General features: G+C 71.9%; 2 protein-coding genes. Both read left to right on the forward strand.

From position 1 onward, the window contains the following. On the forward strand, positions 1-435 hold a 435-nt coding region (locus tag ADL29_RS05610; RefSeq protein WP_053922642.1), incomplete at its 5' end, for a carbonic anhydrase. 16 nt (positions 436-451) lie between these two features. Then, positions 452-1,297: SulP family inorganic anion transporter (locus ADL29_RS05615; RefSeq protein WP_169795192.1), on the forward strand; the 846-nt coding region annotated here is incomplete at its 3' end.

Here is a 1,297-nt window from a genome sequence, read left to right on the forward strand (position 1 = left end):
GGTGAGCTCTTCGAACTGCGCACGGCCGGCAATGCCGTGCCCGTCTACCAGGAAGGCATGGCCGCCAGTTCGGAGGCGGCCACCATCGAATACGCCATGCGCGTCCTTGGCGTCGCCGACATCGTGGTGTGCGGCCATTCGCACTGCGGCGCGGTCGGCGCCAAGATCCGCGGCGAGGACCTGACCGGCGTCCCGGCCGTACGCGACTGGCTCGCCCAGCAGCTGTCCGATGCCCTGCCCAAGGACGAGGAGCCCGCGGTCTCCGCCGCCGTCCAGCAGCACGTGCGCGAACAGCTGCAACGACTGCGCGGCTACCCCTGCGTGCAGGAGCGGCTGGCCGTGGGGGAAGTGACGCTGCACGGCTGGTTCTACGAGGTGCACACCGGCCTGGTCGCAGCCCACCAGCCGGCCTCCGACCTGTTCCTGCCGCTGTAGGGCCGGGGTGCACATCATGAAGCGATTCCCGTACTTCCGGGCGGATTTCACCGCCTCCCTCGTGGTCTTCCTGGTCGCCGTCCCGCTGTGTGTCGGCGTGGCGGTCGCCTCCGGCGTGCCGGCCGAGCTGGGACTGGTCACCGGTATCGTCGGCGGACTGCTGACCGGTCTGCTGCCCGGCAGCAGCCTGCAGGTCAGCGGCCCGGCCGCCGGTCTGACGGTGCTGGTCTTCGAAGCCGTCAAGGAATACGGCCTGGGCGCCCTGGGTGCCCTGGTCCTTGCCGCCGGCCTCCTGCAACTGGCCATGGGCGCCCTGAAACTGGGCCGCTGGTTCCGGGCCATCTCGGTCGCCGTGGTCCAGGGCATGCTCGCCGGCATCGGCCTGGTCCTGATCGCCGGACAGCTCTACGCCCTGACCGACGCCAAGGCCCCCGGCAGCGGACTGGCCAACATCGCCCACCTGCCCGCCCTGACCACCGACACCGCCGGGTCCAAGACCGCGCTGTGCGCGCTGGCCATCGGGGCCGGCACCATCGCCGTGCTGGTGCTGTGGCCCCGCTGGCGGCGCGCCGCACGGATCCTGCCCGCGCCGCTGGCCGCAGTCGCGCTGGCCACCGTCGCCGTCTGGGCGCTGGATCTGCCCGTCGCCCGCGTCAAGGTCAGCGGACTGCTGGACGCGATCCAGCCCCCCGGCCCGGCCGACCTCGCCACACTCGCCGATGTCGGGGTGCTGGGCACGGTCCTGGCCTTCGCCCTGATCGCCTCCGCCGAATCCCTCTTCAGCGCCGCCGCCGTCGACCGCCTCCACAACGGGCCCAAGACCGACTACGACAAGGAACTCATCGCCCAGGGCGCAGGCAAC

This window comes from Streptomyces chattanoogensis (assembly GCF_001294335.1).
In the GTDB taxonomy this organism is placed as follows: Bacteria; Actinomycetota; Actinomycetes; order Streptomycetales; family Streptomycetaceae; genus Streptomyces; species Streptomyces chattanoogensis.